17 protein-coding genes are annotated in these 19,731 nt (G+C 70.9%); 8 read left to right on the top strand and 9 right to left on the bottom strand.

Features of this window, described 5'->3' with window-relative positions:
• Window positions 1-97: 97 nt before the first annotated feature.
• From ACFWV3_RS35615 to ACFWV3_RS35590, 6 genes are all read right to left on the bottom strand, one after another.
• A complete protein-coding gene (locus ACFWV3_RS35615; RefSeq protein WP_382418018.1) occupies window positions 98-1,966 on the bottom strand; it encodes a hypothetical protein in 1,869 nt (622 codons plus the stop codon).
• A 48-nt stretch (window positions 1,967-2,014) separates the two neighbouring features.
• Window positions 2,015-2,524: a YbaB/EbfC family nucleoid-associated protein gene (locus ACFWV3_RS35610; protein WP_382418016.1), complete on the bottom strand. Its 510-nt coding sequence runs from the start codon at window positions 2,522-2,524 to the stop codon at window positions 2,015-2,017.
• 44 nt (window positions 2,525-2,568) lie between these two features.
• Entirely contained in the window at window positions 2,569-3,333 is a 765-nt protein-coding gene (locus ACFWV3_RS35605; protein ID WP_382418014.1) for an ESX secretion-associated protein EspG, read from the bottom strand.
• A complete protein-coding gene (locus ACFWV3_RS35600) occupies window positions 3,330-4,991 on the bottom strand; it encodes a WXG100 family type VII secretion target (RefSeq protein ID WP_382418012.1) in 1,662 nt (553 codons plus the stop codon). The genes ACFWV3_RS35605 and ACFWV3_RS35600 overlap by 4 nt, the downstream gene beginning before the upstream one ends.
• 40 nt (window positions 4,992-5,031) lie before the next feature.
• On the bottom strand, window positions 5,032-5,418 hold the full coding sequence (locus tag ACFWV3_RS35595) for a hypothetical protein (protein WP_382418010.1): 387 nt from the start codon (window positions 5,416-5,418) through the stop codon (window positions 5,032-5,034).
• Window positions 5,419-5,831: 413 nt separating this feature from the next.
• Window positions 5,832-6,596: an ESX secretion-associated protein EspG gene (locus ACFWV3_RS35590; protein ID WP_382418008.1), complete on the bottom strand. Its 765-nt coding sequence runs from the start codon at window positions 6,594-6,596 to the stop codon at window positions 5,832-5,834.
• 1,230 nt (window positions 6,597-7,826) lie between these two features.
• Between ACFWV3_RS35590 and ACFWV3_RS35585 the strand changes: the two genes are divergently transcribed.
• The 3 genes from ACFWV3_RS35585 to ACFWV3_RS35575 all read left to right on the top strand — a co-directional run bounded on the left by ACFWV3_RS35585 (window position 7,827) and on the right by ACFWV3_RS35575 (window position 10,167).
• Window positions 7,827-9,404 carry an MFS transporter gene (locus tag ACFWV3_RS35585; RefSeq protein WP_382418006.1) on the top strand — a complete coding sequence of 526 codons (1,578 nt, stop codon included), beginning with the start codon at window positions 7,827-7,829 and terminating at the stop codon, window positions 9,402-9,404.
• 94 nt (window positions 9,405-9,498) lie between these two features.
• On the top strand, window positions 9,499-9,750 hold the full coding sequence (locus tag ACFWV3_RS35580) for a hypothetical protein (RefSeq protein ID WP_382418004.1): 252 nt from the start codon (window positions 9,499-9,501) through the stop codon (window positions 9,748-9,750).
• Between the two features lie 75 nt (window positions 9,751-9,825).
• Window positions 9,826-10,167: a collagenase gene (locus ACFWV3_RS35575; protein ID WP_382418002.1), complete on the top strand. Its 342-nt coding sequence runs from the start codon at window positions 9,826-9,828 to the stop codon at window positions 10,165-10,167.
• 42 nt (window positions 10,168-10,209) lie between these two features.
• On the opposite strand, the gene ACFWV3_RS35570 is transcribed toward ACFWV3_RS35575, so the two are convergent.
• Complete coding sequence (locus ACFWV3_RS35570; RefSeq protein ID WP_382418000.1) at window positions 10,210-11,154, bottom strand: LysR family transcriptional regulator; 945 nt, start codon at window positions 11,152-11,154, stop codon at window positions 10,210-10,212.
• Between the two features lie 109 nt (window positions 11,155-11,263).
• Between ACFWV3_RS35570 and ACFWV3_RS35565 the strand changes: the two genes are divergently transcribed.
• Window positions 11,264-12,640, top strand: coding sequence for an aminopeptidase P family protein (locus ACFWV3_RS35565; protein ID WP_382417998.1), 1,377 nt, complete (start codon window positions 11,264-11,266; stop codon window positions 12,638-12,640).
• On the opposite strand, the gene glpK (ACFWV3_RS35560) is transcribed toward ACFWV3_RS35565, so the two are convergent.
• Window positions 12,637-14,130 (bottom strand): glycerol kinase GlpK, encoded by a 1,494-nt coding sequence (gene glpK, locus ACFWV3_RS35560; RefSeq protein ID WP_382418136.1) that lies wholly within the window; start codon window positions 14,128-14,130, stop codon window positions 12,637-12,639. The genes ACFWV3_RS35565 and glpK (ACFWV3_RS35560) overlap by 4 nt on opposite strands.
• A 25-nt stretch (window positions 14,131-14,155) precedes the next feature.
• On the bottom strand, window positions 14,156-14,920 hold the full coding sequence (locus ACFWV3_RS35555; RefSeq protein ID WP_382417996.1) for an IclR family transcriptional regulator: 765 nt from the start codon (window positions 14,918-14,920) through the stop codon (window positions 14,156-14,158).
• Window positions 14,921-15,163: 243 nt separating this feature from the next.
• On the opposite strand from ACFWV3_RS35555, the gene ACFWV3_RS35550 reads away from it, so the two are divergent.
• Genes ACFWV3_RS35550 through ACFWV3_RS35535 form a run of 4 tightly spaced genes read left to right on the top strand, consistent with a single transcriptional unit; the run spans window position 15,164 to window position 19,477 of the window.
• On the top strand, window positions 15,164-15,934 hold the full coding sequence (locus ACFWV3_RS35550) for an MIP/aquaporin family protein (protein WP_382417995.1): 771 nt from the start codon (window positions 15,164-15,166) through the stop codon (window positions 15,932-15,934).
• Between the two features lie 32 nt (window positions 15,935-15,966).
• On the top strand, window positions 15,967-17,481 hold the full coding sequence (gene glpK / locus ACFWV3_RS35545; protein ID WP_382417993.1) for a glycerol kinase GlpK: 1,515 nt from the start codon (window positions 15,967-15,969) through the stop codon (window positions 17,479-17,481).
• A gap of 25 nt (window positions 17,482-17,506) precedes the next feature.
• On the top strand, window positions 17,507-19,147 hold the full coding sequence (locus ACFWV3_RS35540; protein WP_382417991.1) for a glycerol-3-phosphate dehydrogenase/oxidase: 1,641 nt from the start codon (window positions 17,507-17,509) through the stop codon (window positions 19,145-19,147).
• Window positions 19,148-19,174: 27 nt separating this feature from the next.
• Window positions 19,175-19,477 (top strand): hypothetical protein, encoded by a 303-nt coding sequence (locus ACFWV3_RS35535; protein ID WP_382417989.1) that lies wholly within the window; start codon window positions 19,175-19,177, stop codon window positions 19,475-19,477.
• The last annotated feature ends 254 nt before the right edge of the window (window positions 19,478-19,731 follow it).

Raw genomic sequence — 19,731 nt, 5'->3', positions numbered from 1 at the left:
GAGCGGCGCTTCTCCAGTACTGCGTCAGAACGAGGCGGGACCAGGGGTCCCGGCTGTCGGCTGGACTTACTCTGCGGACCGTGCGGGCTCGGACCGACTACGGCCGCGCCGCGCCGCCGTCCGTCCGGTCGCTCTCGAAGGCGGCGGTCGGCCGGAGCGGCTCGTTCGCCATGAGCGGGTTGACGCTCTCGTAGACCGGCTGGGCCTCGATGCGCGAGTACTCACGCGGCTGCGCCGGCTCGAGGGCGTCGGAGGCGTACGACATCTGCGTCCGCGCCATCGGCTCGTAGCCCGCCGACATCGGCTGGAGCGGCTCCGAGGACGGCGTGGAGTCGGCGTAGTACATCTCCCGCGCCTGCATCGGCTGAACGTCGTGGACCGGGGCCCCCGCCGTCTGGCTGACACCGGACACCATCGTCGAGTCCGTGGCCGCGTCGGCGCGCTGGAACATCTGCGCGGGCTGGGCCTCGACACGTTCGAACGCCTGCATCGGCTGGAGCGGCTGCGCCTCGACCCGCTGGAACGACTGCACCGGCTGGAGCGGCTGCGCCATCTCGGTGCGGTGCACCGCCTGCAGCGGCTGGACGGGCTGAGCCATCTCCGTGCGGTGCACGGACTGCTGCATCGGTTGCAGCGGTGCCATCTCCGTGCGGTGGACGGCCTGCTGCATCGGCTGCAGCGGTTCAGCCGCGATGCGCTGGGCCGCCTGCATCGGCTGCAGCGGCGCGTCGGGCATGCGTGCGACGTGTGCGGCCTGCAGCGGCGCGTCGGGCATGCGTGCGACGTGTGCGGCCTGCATCGGCTGCAGCGCTTCCCGGGCACGGAGCTCGCCCTGCTGCGCCGGTCGCACGGCCTCCCGGGCACGGAGCTCGCCCTGCTGCATGGGCTGCAGGGCCTCCTTGGCGCGGAGCACGCCCTGCTGCGCCGGCTGCGCCTGCGCCATCCTGGCCATCATCGGGGCGGTCGCCGTCGCGGTGCCGTCGGCCTGGACGGTGCCGACGCGGTTGTGCAGCACACCCTGCGCCGCGGTGGTGTCCGCGAGCATCTTGCTTGCCGTGGCGCCTGCGGTGGCCGTACCGGTGCCGGTGCCCTGGCCACCGGTCTGGCCACCGGTCTGGCCGCTGCCGCCACGCGCCTCGTCGACGGCCTTGTCGACGTCGTTCTGCGCCTTGTAGCCCTCGTAGCCGATCTCGGCGGCGTCGGCGCCGTTCTCGAAGCGCTCCCAGCCCTTGCTGATCTTCTTCATGATGTCGTCGACGTCGCCGATGCGCTTCATCTGGCGACCCAGCGCGGCGACGACGCGCGCGACGCGGGACGCGATGTTCACGCCCAGCGCGACGGCCTTGCCGACCGCGAAGCCGCAGAAGATCGGGATCGAGGCGCCGAACGTCGGGATCATCGCGGCGGCGGCGAGGATCGCGCCACCGATCAGCGAACCGATGAGCTGGGCGATCAGGTCGCGGACGATGTCGCGCAGCACCGTGACCAGCATGCCCATGATCGCGACGATCTTGGCCTTGGTCTCGACGGCGCTCGCGAGCTCGTCGAGCTCCTGGTACATGCCGTCCATCGAGGTCTTGAACCGCTCGGACGACTGACCGGTCCAGCCGTCGAACGTGGCGAGGCCGCTCTTGTGGTCCTCGGCGAGCTGGCGGAGCTCGACCGCGCGGGCCTTGTTGGCCTCGACGTTGGCCTGGATCTCCTCCGGGTTGCCCATCAGCTGGTTCAGGGCGTCGCGCAGGAAGCTCACGTGCTCGATCAGCCAGCCCACGCCGGCACCGATGATGCTGCCCAGGGGGTCGATCGCGAGCATCACCGTGGCCGAGGCCGCACCGATGGCGTTGAACGTGATGTCGAGAGCCTTCTCGGTCTCGGACTCCGCGTCCTTGCTGATGCCGTCGATGAGGCTGCCGTAGGCCTCGATGAACAACGAGCCCTTGAGCTTGTTCTCCTCGGTGATCTTCATCCCGGGAGGTGACGCGATTGGGGTTTCTGGCGCTGTCATCGTTGTTCCTTACCAGGGCTGGTTGTCGTCGTCATCGTCGGCGGCCGCTCGGGGCCGCCCGCGGACCGGCGGCGGCGCGGGGGCCGCCGGCCTGCTCACCGGCGGGGGAGCGGGAGCCGGTTCCGGCTCGTCGTCGACCTCGTCGTAGGTGTCGTTCTCCTCGACCTCGTTCTCGTCCGCCGGGATCGAGTCCGAGACCATCTGGTACGCCTCGGTGCCCTCGCCGAGCGGCTTGAACAGCTCAAGCACCTGCTCCGCCGCCTGCTTCTGGGCCTTGCGCGCGGTCTCCAGGATCACCGCGGTGAGCCGGGGGCCGCCCAGCTCCATCGCGCGGTGACCCAGCTGGAGGTTCTGCAGGCCGCCGTTGGGGCCCACCGTCACCGTGACCGCGCCGTCCTTCGACGTCACGGTCGCGGAGGACGCCGCGAAGTTCTCGGTCAGGTTCTCCGACTTCTGCTTCAGGTCGGCCAGCTTGGCCTCGTACTCTTCGACCCACTGGTACGGGTTCGCGGATGTCACACGGTCCTCCGGCGGCGGTGGTTCAACTGCGGCGCGATTTTCTTCTAAGCGAGCACAGCGTCGATGCGGGTGGCGATGCGGTCGTTGTCAGTCGGCGAGAGGCTGAGCCAGCCGTCCGAGTTGACCATCAGGTAACGGCCCTGGTGGGTGTCGAACCAGTTGATCACGACGTTCGCGCGCTGCTGGTCGCGGGTGACGCCGAACTGGCCGCCCGCGACGCGGTTCGCCGCGAGCTCCCCGAACTGCTTGGCGTCCTGCGGGGACAGCCCCGCCTGCTGCAACGCGTTCAGGTCGTCGTCGCCCTTGTCCTCGGCCACGCCGAAGAAGTCGTCGGAGGCGTTCTGCTCCTCCGCCTCCTTGATCGCGACCGCTTCCTTGAGCGTCTCCACCCGCACGTTGACCGCCGTGCCCGGACCGGGCTCACCGTCGGGCAGCACCCGCACGATCTCGCGGGCGATGCCGGTCTCCCGGATGGTCAGCAGCCCCACCCGGTCGTCGTCGATGATCGCCAGCACGGCCCGGTCGCCGTTGGACGCGGCCAGCGCCCGCACGGTCCGGTCGAGTCCCGCGACGGCGTCGACGGAGACCTTGTGGCTGTCCAGCAGCCGGAGGTGGTCCTCCAGCCGCTGGTTGCCGACCAGACCGCGCTGGCGCAGCTCGTCGAGCGTGTTCTCACGCAGCACCCGGCGGTCCTGCTCGGTGTCGCCCTCGCTCGGCACGTCCAGCGGGTAGGGCATCCTGCCGAGCCGCAGCTCGTGCCACAGGACGTCGAACTCGCGCGGCGAGAGCAGGAACTCCGGCGTGATCACGACGCGTCAGGCCCCTTCTGCTTCTTGGCCTTCGCGGCACCGATGACCGACGGAGGCAGGTTCTCACCGGGGACCTCGAACAGGTCGCCGCCCATGATGTAGCTGGCGGAGCGGTGTTCCTTGTCGTCCTCGCCCTTGCCGCCACCGGGAGCGCCGCCCATCGGGGCACCACCCATGCCGGCACCGGCCGCGGACGCGCCACCGGGGCCCGTCATGCCCATCGGCATGCCGCCGCGCATCTGGCTCTGCACACCGGCGGAGCCACCGGGCGTCATCGAACCGCCCGCACCCGCGCCACCGGCCGCGCCGCCACCGAACCCGCCGCCGCCACCGGCACCCATGGAGGGGGTGAACCCCTTCATGCCGGCACCCGCGCCGCCGCCACCACCGGCACCGCCACCACCGCCGGCGCCGCCACCACCGAAGCCACCGGTTCCACCAGGACCGGTGTAACCCGGCGCCGAGGGGTTGAACTTGGGATTCTGCGGCACGTAGTTCGGGTTGGTGATGTCCTTGCCGACGGTCGGCACCTTGGGGATCTGCGACTGGTACTGGCTGTCGCCGCCCTTGCCGCCGGTCGAACCGGGCGTGAAGCCGCCCATCTGGGGCGTGTAGGTGCTGCTGCCGCCCCCGCTGCCGCCACCACTGAAGCCGCTGGTGTACGTGCTGCCGGTGTTCGCGGCGGGGGAGTAGTTCGGCGCGGTCGGCGTGTACGCACCGGCCGTGTTGGTGTTGCTGCTGCCGGGGTTGTAGTTCGGCATCTGCGGCGTGTAGCTGCCGCCGCCACCACCGCCGCCGCCACCTCCGTTGGAGCCCGTGGCACCGGGGCCCGTGTAACCGGGAGCGGACGGGTTGTAGGACGCCGCGGCGGGCTGGTTCGCACCGGTTCCCGCGCCGGCACCGCCGCCGCCTGCGCCACCACCGGCACCGCCACCCGCGCCACCGTTGACGCCGGGCGGGGCCGAGACGGCACCGGCACTGGCGGCCTGGGTGGACATGAAGGCGTCGACGCCGCCGAGCGCGGGCGCCGCACCCGAGCGGCCCACGGCCATCACCGGTTCCTCGACCTGGCCGGTGTTCGGGTTGAACGGCGGCTTGAAGGTCGGCACCGACGAGTCGATCTGCCGGGAGTTGCTCTCCATGGTGGTCATGACGGTGACCGCCTGGTCGTGCGCGGCCCGCGAGGCCGCGTTGGCCATCGCGATGTCCATCGAGGCGGCCACGAACGCGGGCGTGCCCGGCTGCGAGAGCGCGGCGGCCGCCTTGTTGTAGTCGAACTCGACGGGCGCCGGCATCTGCGCGCGGGCGGACTCCATGACGCGGCCCTGGTCGGCGACCTTGGTGCCGACCTCGACAGCGGTCTTGGCGGTCTCGTCGACCCAGTCCCCGAGCTTCTTCATCGCGTCGCGCGCGGCCTCGGCGGCCCCGCCCGTCCACTTGGACTCCGACGCGGTGATCACGGAGTTGATGGTCCGCGACGCCTCGGTGAGCTCGTTGCCGTACTTGCTCCAGTCGGAGCTGATCTGGCCGGCCTGGCCGGGGTCGTTGTTGTTGTGCACCGCGGCGTAGAGCTCTTGGTGCGATCGCGACGCCCAGTTCTGCGGGTCCGTGAGGACCGGGACGTTCTCGATCTGCCTGGGGTCGGTCTCGGGGGGCATGACCGGCTCGCCTCTCGACTCGATGGACACGACGGGGCCGTCAGGCTCCCGTGGTGCCCATGTGCTTCTTCAGTTCGGTCTGCTGTTCCTCGTCGAGGCGCGTGAAGTTCTCGATCGCCTCCACGATCGAGTTCTTCGTCTGCTCGAGAACCGTGCGGTACGCGGTCATGACGCTGACGAACGAGTACTGCTCACCCTCCGCCCGGTGGGTGAACTTGTCGCGCATCTTGTCGCCGACCGGGTTGGCGCCCAGCGGCGCCGGACGGGCGATGCTGTTGTTCGCGCGCTCGAGCCACGAGTCGACCTGGTCGATCTGGGCCTGGAACTGCTTGCGGAGCTCCTCGCCCGCGTCCGGGTCCAGCTGCACCTGACCCGAGCTGACGGTGTCCTTGAGCGGGACAGCGTCGTTGTCACCGACGATGTACATGCGGGCAGTATCGGGGGTTCTTTGTTACATCGCTCGCTTTCCCGCGTGCGAGTTACCAAATGAGACCGACGTTCACAATGCGCTGAGTCGGGGCGAAACGGGCCACTACCAGGTGAACGACGTGTAACGAACGTGATCGTTTGCGCAGGTTGTGGGAGCGCTCTCCGCCTGCTGCCCGAACGGGCGTCCCGCCCCTGTTCACACCACTCGATCGGGCAGTCACCAGGGGGCTGTGTGATCCAAATCACATAGGTCAATACCTGGAATTTAGGGCGGTCTTGAGGTTGATCACGCTCAGGTTCGTCCATCACCGGATCGGTTGAATCCGGGGACCCGGTGAGACGAGCGCGGGCGCACTCGACAGAGTACGCCCGCGATGACCGTTTTGGATCAGTTCTGTGCTTCGGATCGCCTCACGCCAGCACGGCGTTGATGCGCGTCGCGATGCGGTCGTTGTCGGTGGGCGAGAGGCTCAGCCAGCCGTCGGAGCGCACCATCAGGTAGCGGCCCTGGTGGGTGTCGAACCAGTTGATCACCACGTCCGCGCGGTTCCTGCCGTGCGTGACGCCGAACTGCCCGCCGGCGACGCGGTTGTTCGCGAGCTCGTCCATCTGCCGGGCGTCCTGGGCGGAGAGCCCCGCCTTCTGCAGCGCCTGGCGGTCGTCGAGCTCGTCGTCCGCGGCGCCCCACGGGTCCTCGGAGTCGTCGTCCTCCGGCTCGGCCTCCTGGAGCGCGACCGCCTGCTGCAACGTCTCCAGCCGCACGGAGAGGGCGCTGCCGGGACCGGCCTCGCCCGCGGGCAGCACCCGCACGATCTCCCTGGCCAGCCCGGTGGGCCTGATCTCGGTTAGCCCGACCCTGCCGTCGTCGATCACCGCGACCACCGCCTGCGACCCGTTGGACGCGGCCAGCGCCCGCACGGTCCGGTCGAGCCCCGCGACGGCGTCGACGGACACCTCGTGGTCGTCGAGGACCCGCATGAGGTCCTCGAGCCGCGCGTCGTCACCGATGCCGCGCCGGCGCAGCCCCTCGAGGGTGCTGTCCTGCAACGCCTTGCGCTCCTGTTCGGTGTCTCCCTCGCTGGGCACGTCGAGCGGGTACGGCATTCTGCCGAGCCGCAGCGTCTGCCACAGCACCTCGAACTCGCGGGTCGACAGCAAGTACTCGGGCGTGATCACGAGTGCTCGGACCTTTCTCTCCTCATGGCGACTGTGCGCGCAGTATCGAGCAGTTTTCGGACACGTGGTCACGATTCATCGGATACGTACCCGGTCGAGGCGATTTTTCACAATCTGTCCCGGCAGGTCGGGGCCGTGGTGGCGGTGGGGGCGAAAGGGCACTTTAGGGGCGGTGTGCGGGAGTGTGGGAGCGCTCTCATGTCGGTGGTCGGAGGGGTGCGGCGGGGGTCGTTCACAGGGTGGTGGCGGGGCGGGTGCGGCTGTTCGCGTGACCCAACTCACACGGTTGGGCGCCTATTGAGACGTGCAGGTCGCTTTGGGGCTGGTGGTTCGGGGTGTTCGGCGGGTGTTGTCGGATTGATGGCTTCAGTGTGGACCAAAGTCAATCACTCCGCCCCGTCGGGTCTTCCAGCGCGCGCTCCGGCAGCGCTCCAACCGCGCCTCGACCCCAGACCAGCGCCACGCCGCGCCGCGCCGACCAGCGCCGACCCGCCACCCCGCGCCACTCTCGCCCGACGCCACGCCGCCCCACGCCGGCCAGCCCGCGCCTGGTCTCCGCGCCGACGCGCGCCAACCCGTCCCGCCTCGCCCCGCCTCCACCCTCGCCCCGCCTCCACCCTCGCCCCGCCTCCACCCTCGCCCTCGCTCTCCGGTCCGACCCGCCTGGTCTCGCCCCTGCTCTCCGCACCGACCCCGAATCGACAGCGACCCCGCACTGCCGCCTGCAACCCTCGCCGCCTCCGACGCCCGGCGAGCCCGCACTCCCGTCAAGCTCGGAGGCCGGCCGGGCTCAGCCCAGCCCTCGCCTCGAACCGGCACCGCGCCCTCCCTGGCCCCGACCTCACGCGGCCTCGATCCCGAAGCCCGCCCCGCCGGCCCCCTTGGCGTCCCGCCCCCGCGTCCTGCCCACCCCGCGACCGCCTGCCCCCGCGTCCTGCCCGCCCCGCGTCCGCCCGCCCCGCGTCCGCCTGCCCCGCGTCCGCCTGCCCCGCGTCCGCCTGCCCCGCGTCCGCCTGCCCCGCGTCCGCCTGCCCCGCGTCCGCCTGCCCCGCGCCTGGCTGGCCCTCCGCCCATCCTCCGCCTGTCCTCCACGCGCCCGTCCCGACCTCCGCCCCCGAAGCTCCTGAACCCCCAAAACCCACCGCCCCCAACCCCGAAGCCGCAAGCCCCTCGCCCCTCTCCCTCCACCGGCGCTCGGCGGCGCACCCACCAGGGTGTGAGGATCGTGCGGTGACCGTCTCCCCGTGGGCGCCCCTGCGCCGCAGCGCGTTCCGGGCGCTGTGGCTCGCCCAGTTCGCCTCCAACATCGGCACGTGGGCGCAGACCGTCGGTGCCCAGTGGCTCATGGGTGACCTCGGTGGCACGGCGCTGCAGGTCGCGCTCGTGCAGACCGCCACGACGCTGCCGGTGTTCCTGCTCGTCGTGCCGGCCGGGGCGCTCGGCGACATCCTCGACCGGCGGCGGGTGCTGCTGGGCGGGCAGGCGTTGATGCTGCTCGGCGCGGGTGGGCTGATGCTGCTGGCGGGCACGGGCAGTGCGTCGCCGGCGAGTCTGCTCGGGTTGCTGGCGCTGATGGCGATCGGGCAGGCGTTGTCGATGCCGTCGTTCCAGGCGATCCAGCCGGAGCTGGTGTCGCGCGAGGAGATCCCGCAGGCGGCGTTGCTCAACGGCGTCAACATGAACGTGGGCCGCGCGATCGGGCCGGCGCTCGGTGGGCTGCTGATCGCGCTGGCGGGGCCGGAGGCGACGTTCGCGTTCAACACCGTCTCGTTCCTCGGCGTGCTGGTCGTCCTAGCCCGGTGGCGGCGGCCGTCGGACCACCGGCCGCTGGGAGCCGAGCACATCACCACCGCGCTGCGGACGGGGGCGCGGTACGTGGGCAGTTCGCCGTTGTTCCGGCGGGTGCTCACGCGACTGACGGTGTTCATCGTGTTCGGCAGCGGGTTGTGGGCGTTGTTGCCGGCGATCGCGCGTGGGCCGTTGCAGCTCGACGCCAGCGGGTACGGCGTGCTGCTCGGCAGTGTCGGCGCAGGGGCGATCGGCGGCGCGTTCGTGGTGCCGAAGTTGTTGCAGCGCATGAGCAAGAACCGGCTGGTGCTGTTCGCGACGCTCGTCTACGTGGCGGCCACGAGCACGGCGGTGCTCACCGCGAGCGTGGCGCTGGTGATCGTGGCGATGCTGTTCACCGGCGCGTGCTGGATCGCGACGCTGTCGACGTTCAACGCCTCCGCGCAGATCATGCTGCCCGCCTGGACGCGGGCCCGCGCGCTGGCCTACTACCAGCTGATCCTGATGGGCGGCCAGGCGCTCGGCGCCGTGGTGTGGGGTGCGATCGCGGACGCGTACGGGCTGAGGACCGCGATGATCGTGCCCGCGGTCGCGATGGCGGTGCTCGTGACGTGCGCGACGAGGTGGCTGCCGTTGATCGACCGGCCGCTCGACGTCAGCCCGGCCACGTACTGGGAGGAGCCGCCGGAGATCGGCGACACCCAGGCCGGTCCGGTGCTGGTCACCGTCGAATGGCCGGTCGCGGCCGAGAACGAGGCCGAGTTCATCGACGCCATGCAACGCGTCGGCAGGGCGCGGCGGCGCACCGGCGCCACGATGTGGGGGCTCTTCCGCGACACCGAGAAGCCCGAGACGTTCCTCGAGACCTTCACCGTCGCGACCTGGCAGGAGCACCTGCGCCAGCACGTCGAGCGCGGCACGGTCGTCGACCAGCAGAACCAGGAGACGGCGCGGGCGCTCGCCAAGGGACCCGCGCACGTGCGGCACCTGCTGTTCGCGGAGCCGACCAAGCCGGAGTAGCAGTCCATAGCAGCGGGCTATGAGCGGACGAGATGATCGCGGGATCACCGGTGGTGTGACGCTCGGAGGCACCTCGCCCCCTGCGGAGGACCTCATGAGATCGCTCGCGTTGGCGCTGGTGGCCGGTCTGCTCGCACCCGCCACGGCGCAGGCCGCCGAAAGCACGCCGGCAAGCCCGCTGCTGCCGCCGGAGGTGGCCAGGAACCTCCACCACACGACCACGCCACCGGTCCGCGCTACCGCCGTCGACTACCCGGCCGACCTGCGCGCGCTGACTTCGGTGCTGGACAACTACACCAGCGCCGACGACGACCGCCAGTACCTGGTCCACGACGCCACCCGCTAGCTCGGCAGGTTCCTGCAGTACAACGACATCGCGCCGCGCTCCCTGCTCACCGACCTGGCGCGGCGGGGCGACGTCGTGGGCCGGCTCGCGCCGCCGTGGGTCGGCGTCGCCGAGATGGCCGACTGGTACGACAAGGCCAACCGCGGCCGTTACGGCACGTGCGACTTCCGCGCGACGATCGACCGCCGCGTGCTCACCGTGCGGTACACGTGCAGCGCGTCGCTGAGGATCCGCGCCCAGCAGCTGACGCGGACGCAGCTCCGCCAGACGTGCGCCTCCCTCGCGGGTCAGGACGCGGCCTTCCACAGCGTGGTGCGCGATCTGGGACCTGTCGCGGGCGCCCGGGACCACCTGACGCGGGTGGTCGGCGCCCGGTACGACGCGGACTGGTTCGCCTGGCTGGGCACGGTGGCCTGACGGGGGAGTCGCGCGGTCCGGTGGACGCCGGGCCGCGTGGTCTCAGCCCGTCGAGGTCAGCGCCGCTCCCCGCTCCTCCCACCACGGCCGGAAGACCGGACTGGCCAGCGCCTGCTCCGAGTACGCCGCCAGCACCTCGGCGAACACCCTGCTCGCCTGGCCGAAGCGCAGTCGTTCCCGCCGCCAGCAGAACACCAGCCGCATCCGCATCGGCGACCCCGCCAGCGGCCGCACCGCCACCCCCGGACCGCCCTGCGACGTCGGCTCGACCAGCTGCACGGCCTGGCCCGCCGCGATCAGCTGACGGCCGGCGCCGCTCGGCATCTCGAACCGGATCCGCGGCACGAACCCCACCGCCCGGCAGGCCGCGCGCAGGGCCGTCAGCGACCCGTCCTCGGCTCCCGGCGGGCCGACCCACGACGCGTCGGCCAGGTCGGCGAGGTGCACTTCCGACTGCGAGGCCAGGGGATGTGAGGCGGGAAGTGCGATGTGGACGGGCACCCACGGCACCACGATCCGTTGTCCGACGCCGCGCGGCAGGCCGAGGTCGCCCTCCTCGTCGACCGCGATCACGGCCGCGTCGAGGTGGCCGTTCCCCAACGCCAGCGCGAGGCCTGTCGAGGACGGGTCGACGACCATCGTCACGTCGTCGAGCAGGGTCTCCAGACGCGCGTACAGCGGGGCGACGCACTCCATGTGCACCGAGCCGAAGCGGACCGGTCCGTCCCGGCCGGTCATGTCCGAGCCGAACGCGTCCAGCTCCACCAGCAGCAACCGGGCGCGTTGCAGCATCTGCGCGCCCAGGGCGGTGGGGACGGCGCCGGCGCGGCCGCGGTCGAAGAGCCTGCCGCCGACCAGTCGCTCGACCCGTTGCAGCAGGGTGGTCAGGGAGGGCTGGGAGATGCCGAGCTGGGTCGCCGCGCGCGAGAGGCTGCCCGCGTCGCCGATGGCGCAGACCGCCCTCAGGTGCCGGATCTCCAGTTCCATAGCTCCAGGCTATCCCCGATCCGGATTGGCGGGACCCCGCCGGGAGGCGCGAGGGTGGTAGGCGAGGACCACTCCGGAGGGAAGCGAATTGGCTCGCACACGCCGCGACATGGCGAAACTGGTGGACGCGGACGGGTTCCGCACCTACATCCGCGACGGCTGGGGCGAGTGGGACAGCTCGATCGACCTGCCGCCGGGCACCGCCGAGGCCGCCCGGGAGCACCGCGCACGGCTCGCCGGGGCGTTGCCGGGCAAGAGGATCGCGCTAGCGGCGGGACGGGCGCACGTCCGGTCCAACGACATGTTCCACGAGTTCCGCGCCGACAGCGACTTCGTGTGGCTGACCGGCTGCCAGGTCGAGGGCGCCGTGCTGGTGATGTCCGGCGACGACGCGACGGTGTTCGTGCCCGTGCCGTCGGAGACCCACAGCGTCGACTTCTTCGGCGACGCCGACCGCAGCCCGTTCTGGATCGGCGCCGCCGCAGGCCCGAAGGAGTGGGGCGAGGCGCTCGGCATCACCGCCCGGCCGATCGAGGACCTCGCCACCGCCCTGCGCGGCCGTCACCCCGAGACGCTGACGGCCAAGGGCGTCGACCCGCTGCTCGACGCGCTCACCGGCTCGCACAGCGACGACCTCCGCACCACCCTCGCCGAGCTGCGCCGCATCAAGGACGACTGGGAGGTCGACCAGCTCCGCCAGGCCGTCGACGCCAGCGTGAAGGGCTTCGCCGACGTCGCCATGGAGCTCGGCCAAGCGGTGCGCGGCGGGGGAGAGCGCTGGCTGCAGGGCACGTTCGACCGCCGTGCGCGCACCGAGGGCAACGGCCCCGGCTACATCTCGATCGTCGCCGCCGGCCACCACGCCCCGGTGCTGCACTGGACGCGCAACGACGGCCGCGTGAACGACGCCGACCTGCTGCTGCTCGACGCCGGTGTGGAGATGAGGTCGCTCTACACCGCCGACGTGACCCGCACGTTCCCGGTGGGCGGCGAGTTCTCCGGCGCCCAGCGCCAGGTCTACGACCTCGTGCACGCCTCGCACGTCGCGGCGCTCGCGGAGGTCAGGCCGGGCAACGACTACAGCGCCTTCCACCACACCGCCATGCGGGTGCTCGCCGAGGGCCTGCACGACTGGGGCCTGCTGCCGGTCAGCGTCGACAAGGCGCTCGACCCCGGCGGCCAGCACCACCGGCGCTACATCGTCTGCGGCACCGGGCACTTCCTGGGCCTCGACGTGCACGACTGCGCCGACGCCCGCCAGGAGACCTACCAGCAGGGCATCCTCGAACGCGGCATGGTCCTGACCGTCGAGCCGGGCCTGTACTTCCACCCCAACGACGAGACGCTGCCGCCGGAGCTGCGCGGCATCGGCGTGCGCATCGAGGACGACCTCGTCGTCACGTCGACGGGCGCGGACGTCCTGTCGGACGCGCTGCCGATCGCGGCGGACGACGTGGCCGCCTGGGTGCGCAAGCAGCGCTCCTAAGTGGACGGACTGGAGCGGGCCCAGGCGAACGTCAGTTCCACGGCCCGCTTCCAGTTCGCGTACTCGTCCTCGCGGTGCCGGGCGTCCATCACCGGGTTCCACCGCGCGGCCAGGTGCCAGTTGCGCCGCAGGCCTTCGAGGTCCGGCCAGTACCCGGCCGCGAGCCCCGCGGCGTAGGCGGCGCCGAGCGACACCGTCTCCGCCACCAGCGGCCGCATCACCGGCACGTCCAGCACGTCCGCGATGAACTGCATCAGCAGGTGGTCGGCCGTCATTCCGCCGTCCACCTTGAGCACCGGCGTCGGTGTCCCGAGGTCGGCGTTCATCGCGTCGACGACCTCGCGCGTCTGCCAGCCGGTCGCCTCCAGCACGGCGCGCGCCAGGTGGCCCTTGTTGATGTACGACGTCAGCCCGACGACGAGCCCGCGCGCCTGCGCTAGCCAGTGCGGCGCGAAGAGCCCCGAGAACGCGGGCACGATGTAGCAGCCGCCGTTGTCCTTCACCGTCCGCGCCAGCGTCTCGATCTCCGGCGCGGAGTGGATGAGGCCGAGGTTGTCGCGGAACCACTGCACCAGCGACCCGGCGACGGCGATCGAGCCCTCCAGCGCGTACGCCGGCTCGCCGCCGATCTGGTAGCCGATCGTCGTGAGCAGCCCGTGCTTCGACCGCACCAGCTCGGTACCGGTGTTCATCAGCAGGAACCCGCCGGTGCCGTAGGTGCCCTTGATCGACCCCTTCTCGAAGCAGGTCTGCCCGAACAGTGCCGCGTGCTGGTCGCCCAGCGCCGCCGTGATCGAGATGCCCGGCACCACCCGCGTGGTCGTGCCGGAGATCTCCGTCGACGGCCGGATCTCCGGCAGCATCGAGGCGGGCACGCCGAAGAACTCGAGCAGCACCGGGTCCCACTGGCGCGTCGAGAGGTTCATCAGCATCGTCCGCGACGCGTTGGTCACGTCGGTGACGTGCAGGCCGCCGCTCACGCCGCCGGTGAGGTTCCAGATCAGCCAGGTGTCCATGGTGCCGAACAGGACGTCGCCGCGCTCGGCCTTCGCGCGCAGGCCGGGGACGTTGTCGAGCATCCACCGCAGCGACGGCGCCGAGAAGTAGGTCGCCAGCGGCAGGCCGCAGCGGTCGCGGACCTCCTCGATCCCCGGCTTGCTCTGCCACTGCGCGACGAGCTCCTCGGTGCGGATGTCCTCCCAGACGATCGCGCGCCCGACGGGGACGCCGGTGTGCCGGTCCCACAGCACGAACGTCTCGCGCTGGTTCGTGATGCCCAGCGCCACCACCTGGTCGGCGGTGATCCCGGACTGCCGCAGCGCCTGCGGCATGATCCGGTCGACGTTGCGCCAGATCTCGACCGCGTCCTGCTCCACCCAGCCCGGCCGCGGGTGGTACTGGCGGTGCTCGCGCTGGGCCACCGCGACGAGCCGGGCGTTCTGGTCGAACACGATGCAGCGCGTCGACGTCGTCCCCTGGTCGATGGCCATTACGAACCGTTGCACGGCGAGCCCCTCAGTTCTCGTCGACAAGCGAAGTGGTCACGGACTCCGCGGCCTGCGCGACCAGCCTCACCAGCGCGGCGCGCGGCCGCCCCGCCGAGTCGCACAGCCGGTCGGCGGAGCCGGAGATCCCGATCGCGCCGACGACGAGGCCGCCGGGGATCCGGATCGGCGCGGCGATGCTCGCCTCGCCCGGCATGTACTCCTCGGCCTCGCCCGCCCAGCCCTGCGACCGGACCTCCGTCAGCACGCGCTCCAGCATCTGGGCGCGCGTGATCGTCCTGCGCGTCAACGACGTCAGCTCCCGCCGGCGCGCGGCCGCGGACAGGTCCGGGTCGTAGGCAAGCAGCACCTTGCCGAGCGCGGTCGCGTGCAGCGGCAGCATCGCGCCGATGCCGAGGGTCTGCATGGAGTCGTCCGGCCGGAACACGTGGTGCACGACGAGCACGGCGCCGTCGTGGTGCATGCCGATCCTGACCTCCTGACCACTGCGGGCGGCCAGCGTGTCGGCCCAGTTGATCGATCTGGACCGCAGCTCGTTGGCGTCCAGATAGGACGTTCCGAGGTGGAGCAGGGCCGCGCCGAGCCGGTAGCGGCCGGTCGCCGGGTCCTGCTCGACGAACTCGACCCGTTGCAGCGTCCGGAGAATCCCGTGCGCGGTGCCCCGCGCCAGACCGAGCGAGTCCGCGATCTCCGTGAGACCGTGGTGGCCGGAGCCGCGCGCCAGCAGCCGCAGCACGGCGGCGGCGCGTTCGATCGACTGGATGGGTCCCGGCACCCGGAAAACGTAATTGAGACGACCCGTGTCGGCAATGTCGAACAGTTAGGGCGGCCGTCACCCTCGGAAACCGGCCTGAAACGCCTTGTCTGCGCGCAGCGTGACCGGGTGGTCACGCGTTCGGGGGTCGCAGGTGTCGACATTGTCGAAACGCGCCCGTTGAGCAGGCGTGACGCGGCTCATTACGTTCCGGCTCAGTCACCACGGGGTGATCAGCCGTTCAAGGACGAATGGGAGGCCAGCGTGGGTCTCGGGACTGTCTTCCTCAGCGAGGTGCTCGGCACGGGCGTCTTGCTGTTGATGGGTGCGGGCGTGGTGGCCAACGTGCTGCTCGCCAAGTCGAAGGGGTTCGACGGCGGCTGGCTGTTGATCAACTTCGGCTGGGGCCTCGGCGTCTTCGCCGGTGTCTACATCGCGTACAAGTCTGGTGCGCACCTCAACCCCGCCGTGACGGTCGGCATCCTCACCAGCGGTGCGTCCGAGTACGCCCCCGGTGTGCCGGTCAGCCTCGGCTCGACGCTCGTCTACTTCGCCGGTGAGATGATCGGCGCGTTCCTCGGCGCGGTCGTCGCGTGGCTCGCCTACAAGCCGCACTTCGACGAGACGCCCGACGAGGGCCTCAAGCTCGCCGTCTTCTCGACCGGCCCGGCGATCCGCAGCTACGCCTGGAACCTCGTCTGCGAGGTCATCGGCACGTTCGTCCTGGTCATGGTCGTCCTCGCGTTCGGCAAGACGCCCACCCAGCTCGGCCCGCTGGCCGTGGCGATGCTCGTCGTCGGCATCGGCGCCTCCCTCGGCGGTCCGACCGGCTACGCGATCAACCCCGCCCGCGACCTCGGTCCGCGCATCGCGCACGCCCTGCTGCCGCTGTCCTACAAGGGCACCGAGGGCGAGGCTGCCAAAACTGATGTGGTCAGCAAGAAGGACTCCGACTGGAGCTACGCCTGGGTGCCGGTCGTCGGCCCGCTCCTCGGCGGCGCGCTCGCCGGTGTCGTCGCCGCGATCGCGATCTGACGTCCCCTGACCATCCCGAAAGGACCTCTCCGATGACGCAGTACGTTCTCGCCGTCGACCAGGGCACGACCAGCACGCGGGCCATCATCTTCGACCACAGCGGCTCCATCGTCGCCGTGGGCCAGAAGGAGCACGAGCAGATCTTCCCGAGGGCCGGCTGGGTCGAGCACAACCCGGTCGAGATCAAGGAGAACACCCGGTTCGTGATCGGTCAGGCGCTCGCCAAGGCCGACCTCAACACCGGCGACCTCGCCGCCGTGGGCATCACCAACCAGCGCGAGACCGCGGTGGTGTGGGACAAGAACACCGGCGAACCCGTCTACAACGCGATCGTCTGGCAGGACACCCGCACACAGGCGATCGTCGAGGAGCTCGGCGCTCTCGGCGGCGGTGCCGAGCGCTATAAGGCGAAGGTCGGCCTGCCGCTCGCCACCTACTTCTCCGGTCCCAAGATCCGCTGGATCCTCGACAACGTCGAGGGCGCCCGTGAGCGGGCCGAGGCCGGCGACCTGCTGTTCGGCAACACCGACACGTGGACGCTGTGGAACCTCACCGGCGGCCCCAACGGCGGTGTGCACGCCACCGACGTCACCAACGCGTCGCGGACCATGCTGATGGACCTCGACACGCTGCAGTGGGACGCCGAGATCGCGGGGGAGATGGGCATCCCCGTCTCGATGCTCCCGGAGATCAAGTCCTCGTCGGAGGTCTACGGGACCGGGTCGGGCGGTGTGCTCAAGGGCGTGCCGATCGCCGGCATCCTCGGCGACCAGCAGGCCGCCACGTTCGGCCAGGCCTGCTACGAGCCCGGCACCGCGAAGAACACCTACGGCACCGGCAACTTCATGCTGCTCAACACCGGTACCGAGAAGGTCGCGTCGAAGAACGGCCTGCTGACGACGGTCTGCTACAAGATCGGTGACGAGGCCCCCGTCTACGCGCTCGAAGGCTCGATCGCGGTCACCGGCTCGCTGGTGCAGTGGCTGCGCGACAACCTCGGCATCATCGGCTCCGCGCCGGAGATCGAGACGCTCGCGCGGTCGGTCGAGGACAACGGCGGCGCCTACTTCGTGCCCGCGTTCTCCGGTCTGTTCGCGCCGTACTGGCGAGCGGACGCCCGCGGCGCGGTCGTCGGCCTCACCCGGTTCGTCAACAAGGGCCACCTGGCGCGCGCCGTGCTGGAGGCGACGGCGTTCCAGACCCGCGAGGTGCTGGACGCGATGAACGCCGACTCCGGCGTGCCGCTGACCGAGCTGAAGGTCGACGGTGGCATGGTCGCCAACGAGCTGCTGATGCAGTTCCAGGCGGACGTGCTCGACGTGCCGGTCGTCCGTCCGGTCGTCGCCGAGACCACCGCGCTCGGTGCCGCGTACGCCGCCGGTCTGGCCGTCGGCTACTGGTCGTCGCTCGACGAGCTGCGCGCGAACTGGGCAGAGGACAAGCGCTGGACCCCGGAGCTGGCGGCCGACGAGCGCGAGCGCGAGTACCGCAACTGGAAGAAGGCGGTGACCAAGTCGTTCGACTGGGTCGACGCCGACGTCCGCTGAGTCTGTTTTAGAGGAGCTGAAGAAGTTGTTCGCGAGGCTGGATCCGGCTCGGCGTGCGCAGTCGCTCGAAGCGCTGGGCAGCACGGAGTTCGACGTGCTGGTCGTCGGAGGTGGTGTGGTCGGTGCCGGTGCGGCGCTGGACGCGGCGTCCCGCGGCCTGTCCGTCGCGCTGGTCGAGGCAGACGACTGGGCGGCGGGCACGTCGAGCCGGTCCAGCAAGCTCGTGCACGGCGGGCTGCGGTACCTGGAGCAGCTGGAGTTCAAGCTGGTCCGGGAGGCCCTGAAGGAACGCGGCCTGCTGCTGCGCCGGCTCGCACCGCACCTGGTGCGGCCGGTGCCGTTCCTCTTCCCGTTGAAGAAGCAGTGGGAACGCGCCTACGTCGGCGCGGGCGTGATGTTGTACGACTCGATCGGCGGCGCCGGTGCCGTGCCGATGCACCGGCACCTGTCGCGGTCGAAGATGGCGTCGGTCGGGCCGTCCATCGACGCCTCCGCGTTCGCCGGCGCGATCCGCTACTACGACGCGCAGATGGACGATGCCCGGCTGGTGTCGACCCTCGTCCGCACCGCCGCGCAGCACGGCGCGACCGTGGTGTCGAGGGCTCGGGTGACGTCCTTGCTGCGCACCTCCGGACGTGTCTCCGGTGCGTCCGTCCGGGACGAGCTTTCCGGTGTGACACATGTGGTCCGTGCGCGGCGAGTGATCAGCGCGACCGGTGTGTGGACCGACTCGCTGAACTCGATGTCGCCCGGGACGGCGCCGTTCCACGTGCGGATGTCCAAGGGCGTGCACGTTCTCGTGGACCGCTCGCGGATCGAGCTGGACGGCGGTCTGATCACCCAGACCGAGAAGTCGGTGCTGTTCGTGATCCCGTGGGGTGCCTACTGGATCATCGGCACCACCGACACGCCCTACTCCGGGTCGCCTGAGGACGTTGCCGCCACCCCCGAGGACGTTTCGTACATCCTCGACCATGTGAACGCGGTCCTCCGCACGCCGCTGTCGGAGTCCGACGTCGTCGGCACGTACGCGGGGCTGCGGCCCCTGTTGGACGGTGCGTCCGGCGACACGGCCCAGTTGTCGCGCGAGCACGCGGTCGCCGAACCCGAGCCGGGGTTCTTCGTGATCGCCGGCGGCAAGTACACGACCTATCGCGTGATGGCGGCGGACGTCGTCAACGCCGCGGTCGCCGGGCTCGGCCGCGCGGTGGCGCCGTCGCTGACCGCCCGGCTGCCGCTGTGCGGGGCGGTCGGGTTCCACGAGCTGTGGGCGGACCGGGCTCGCGTCGCGGCCGAGTCCGGCCTGCCCACGTCCACAGTGGAACGTCTGCTGCGCCGCTACGGGTCTGCGGTGTCAGACGTCCTCGCTTTGATCGCACAGGATCCGTCGCTGGCGGAGCCGGTGGCCGGGTACCTCGCGGCGGAGATCGTCTACGCGGTCACGCACGAAGGTGCGTTGGGACTGGAGGACGTTCTTGCCAGGCGGACACGAATCGCCATGGAACACCTCGACTTCGGTGTATCGGTGGCGGGCCAGGTGGCTGAACTGATCGCCGCGCCCCTTGGCTGGTCGGTGCGGGAGCGGGATGCTGCGATCTCTGCTTACCGGGACGGGGTGTCGTCGGCGGCCCCGGTCCGGGACGTCGCGGCCCAGCCGGGGACGTGACACGGCCAGCCAGGATGTGACGGTGAGATGGACAGCGTCGAGTTGATCGGGCGGTTGCGGCGGGAAGGTGGGTTCCGGCTGCTTCCGCTGCTGGGGGAGAGCGGGGAGGTTGCCGGGGTGCACCTCTCCCGGTTTCTTCCCGGTGGGAGTCTTGATGTTGTCCAGGCTTGGGATTCTCGGTTCGCGGTCTTTGCTCGGGTGCCGGACGTGTTCGACGAGGCGGCGCCCTTTGAGTCTGTTGGGGGGATGGTGGTTCGGGGGCCGTTTTCTCGGGTTGTCGCGCCGTTGTTGCCGTTGCAGGCCGGGTTGATCCCGTCGGCTCGTCGGTGATCTTGTCGCCTGTTTGCTGGGTGGTTGGCTTGCGCTGTGCGTGCGCCTGGTGCGTGCGTGGTGTCGGGGGGCTCTGCCCCCAAACCCCCGACACTCCCAAAGGAGCCCCTCCAACGCCTTGAGCGGGTTGATGGCACGCCTGTTTGTGTTGGGCGGCTTGCTGTTGCGTAGGTGGTTGCGTTGCGGTGGTGGCTCCCCCGTCTAGCGCTAGCGAGCGAGCCACACGTGAGGAGGGGTGTCAAGCGGGCGAAAAG

The sequence above is a fragment of the Lentzea sp. NPDC059081 genome (assembly GCF_042738015.1).
GTDB lineage: Bacteria > Actinomycetota > Actinomycetes > Mycobacteriales > Pseudonocardiaceae > Lentzea.
Note: the sequence above shows the minus strand (reverse complement) of the source record. Positions and strands in the feature narration are given on the sequence as shown.

What these genes read in the sequence shown, in the direction of transcription:
- ACFWV3_RS35580 (WP_382418004.1), top strand. Translation starts at nt 9,499, where the DNA reads ATGAGATCGCTCGCGTTGGCGCTGGTGGCCGGTCTGCTCGCACCCGCC.
- glpK (WP_382417993.1), top strand. Translation starts at nt 15,967, where the DNA reads ATGACGCAGTACGTTCTCGCCGTCGACCAGGGCACGACCAGCACGCGG.
- ACFWV3_RS35595 (WP_382418010.1), bottom strand. Translation starts at nt 5,418, where the DNA reads ATGTACATCGTCGGTGACAACGACGCTGTCCCGCTCAAGGACACCGTC.
- glpK (WP_382418136.1), bottom strand. Translation starts at nt 14,130, where the DNA reads ATGGCCATCGACCAGGGGACGACGTCGACGCGCTGCATCGTGTTCGAC.
- ACFWV3_RS35600 (WP_382418012.1), bottom strand. Translation starts at nt 4,991, where the DNA reads ATGCCCCCCGAGACCGACCCCAGGCAGATCGAGAACGTCCCGGTCCTC.
- ACFWV3_RS35570 (WP_382418000.1), bottom strand. Translation starts at nt 11,154, where the DNA reads ATGGAACTGGAGATCCGGCACCTGAGGGCGGTCTGCGCCATCGGCGAC.
- ACFWV3_RS35615 (WP_382418018.1), bottom strand. Translation starts at nt 1,966, where the DNA reads ATGAAGATCACCGAGGAGAACAAGCTCAAGGGCTCGTTGTTCATCGAG.
- ACFWV3_RS35535 (WP_382417989.1), top strand. Translation starts at nt 19,175, where the DNA reads ATGGACAGCGTCGAGTTGATCGGGCGGTTGCGGCGGGAAGGTGGGTTC.
- ACFWV3_RS35565 (WP_382417998.1), top strand. Translation starts at nt 11,264, where the DNA reads ATGGCGAAACTGGTGGACGCGGACGGGTTCCGCACCTACATCCGCGAC.